Here is a 1,947-nt window from a genome sequence, read left to right as displayed (position 1 = left end):
AGTTCAGACCTCATTGCCGCCGCTAACCACAAGCAACTAAACGAGGTAGTTACTATGGCTAAGGCACATTCTAAGTCAGGCGTCACCGTTAATAAAGCAACCAAAACAGAGCGTTACTATACCGTGGGATATGCTTCGCATAATGGCAGACCCAACCCGCCCTAGGCCATCAACCTTAAAGGCCGCTGGCTGGAAGAGTGTGGCTTTATCACCGGGATGCCCGTTACCGTCACGGTGGAGCGGGGCAGGATTATTATTGAGACGCAGATTAATCTGTAGCGGCTGACTAACCGCTAAAAATAATAAAGCCGGAAGGATAATGTGATCACTTCCGGCATTTTTATTAATCTTTCAACTTCTTCTTAAATTTATTAAGCGAACGATCGAACCTTGATATTAAATTAGTCCAATCTTGATAAGTGACACCTTCAACATAATAATCACCTAGCCACTTAGGGTGACAACGCAATAATAAATTATAGATGACTGTTTTCTTCTCAATGGGATCATTGGTTTCATTAAAGATCTTTTTTAAAAGACCGTCGATTTCCAACGCTTCTTTTTGATGAGAAGATAAAATAAGATGGTCACATATCTTATTACCTATTTCTTTTATATTCATGATATTAAATTCGTCATTCATGAAAGAACCACTTCCAGCAATAACCAGCCAGCCTCACCATTTTAATAATCAGAACGTAACATTAAAAAACCGAAAAGATCGTAAGATCTCTTTCGGCTATTTTTACATATCAATAAACCACTAATTTACCATTAGGCCACACACCATCCCAACCACAGGGTATATGACCTGATTCATAGATGTGAATCAAAGAATCAAAAAATAGCGGTTTTTTAATTTTATCTTTATATGCATCTTCAATTAAGTAGCTAACAACATCCCATTCAATACATTGCAAAAGTAGGACATTGTCAAAACCATTCAAATGAGGTATTTGTTTTAACAACTTACCTTTCAAAAAAGACTTAGCTTCTTGCGCTAAGTCGTTCCAATATTGAAAAATAACAGTGTGTTTAACTGCAAGATATCCTGATATTTCATTGGACTCTTCCAGAGTAACATTTTCCCAATCAGGGCTACTCAAAGAAAAATTAGCATCATTCAAAGAGGCAGCAACTTTGACATTAGGAATAAGGCATTGGTTGCCAACATTAGCAAACCAATCTATTTTAAGCAGTCTATCAACAGCATCATTAGATATCTTCATGGTTTAACCTGATTAATTCTTCCGGGGATCCTAGGTACCTTCATACCGCCAAGAGCACCATGCTGAACTCTATTTTGTATACTATACCTTACTGCCTGATTTACCTCATTTGCAGGTAACCCAGCAGCCTCCAAAGATCTTTTCAATGCTTGAGTATATTTCGTATTAGTAGGTCGCTGGCCATTAAGTTCCCCACCCCGCCTATATTGATCCCAGAATTTCTCCATTGAGCTATGGGCTTCATAGTGAGGCGTTCCCGGCTCTGTAAACGCATTACCTTCCAGCTTAATAGCCGCACCTTTCTCTCTTGGAATAACATCTCTATATGCTGCGTCTTGGTTTAAATGGTGGGACTGTCCAGGGCTGGGATCCTTTTTCAGCGTCCCATGAGGCCCCATTGCTGCTGGCCCTTTTTTATCCAGTCCCAGAGGATCACAGAACTCTAGAGGATTGGAAACATACGCCTGAGGTCTATTTCCCCCAAGTAAACCTATCGGGTCATAGGGACAACTCCGGTGCAGTCGTACTTTTTATCGCACTTAACCTATTGAAGCAACGGCCTTTTTAAGTCGCGTTTTTTGCCAGCTTAACAACGTTTTAACCCGAACACCCCGACGCGCACTTTTGCCCGCAGACACGCTACCGCCACGCTGTGACTTCCCTGTCTGCATAAGCCACATCATAGCAGCGGCGTCAGCCGCTGCCATTAGTCGTTTCC

At 41.3% G+C, this 1,947-nt stretch carries 2 protein-coding genes and 1 pseudogene; 1 reads left to right on the top strand and 2 read right to left on the bottom strand.

Going from position 1 to position 1,947, the window contains the following annotated elements; all coding sequences use genetic code 11:
* The first annotated feature begins 54 nt into the window (after positions 1-54).
* A pseudogene (locus tag H0248_RS20585) lies at positions 55-279 on the top strand (SymE family type I addiction module toxin).
* A gap of 64 nt (positions 280-343) precedes the next feature.
* On the opposite strand, the gene H0248_RS20580 reads toward H0248_RS20585, so the two are convergent.
* A complete protein-coding gene (locus H0248_RS20580; RefSeq protein ID WP_240346005.1) occupies positions 344-643 on the bottom strand; it encodes a hypothetical protein in 300 nt (99 codons plus the stop codon).
* 109 nt (positions 644-752) lie between these two features.
* The gene (locus tag H0248_RS20575) at positions 753-1,229 is read right to left on the bottom strand and encodes a hypothetical protein (protein ID WP_094430134.1); all 477 of its coding nucleotides are present in this window, start codon (positions 1,227-1,229) and stop codon (positions 753-755) included.
* Positions 1,230-1,947: the final 718 nt, after the last annotated feature.

Source organism: Pectobacterium brasiliense, assembly GCF_013449685.1.
Lineage (GTDB): Bacteria > Pseudomonadota > Gammaproteobacteria > Enterobacterales > Enterobacteriaceae > Pectobacterium > Pectobacterium brasiliense_A.
The sequence above is the reverse complement of the archived record's forward strand: the minus strand, read 5'-3'. Positions and strand labels throughout refer to the sequence as shown.

Coding starts and splice junctions, on each gene's coding strand:
- H0248_RS20575 (WP_094430134.1), bottom strand. CDS start 1,229: ATGAAGATATCTAATGATGCTGTTGATAGACTGCTTAAAATAGATTGG.
- H0248_RS20580 (WP_240346005.1), bottom strand. CDS start 643: ATGAATGACGAATTTAATATCATGAATATAAAAGAAATAGGTAATAAG.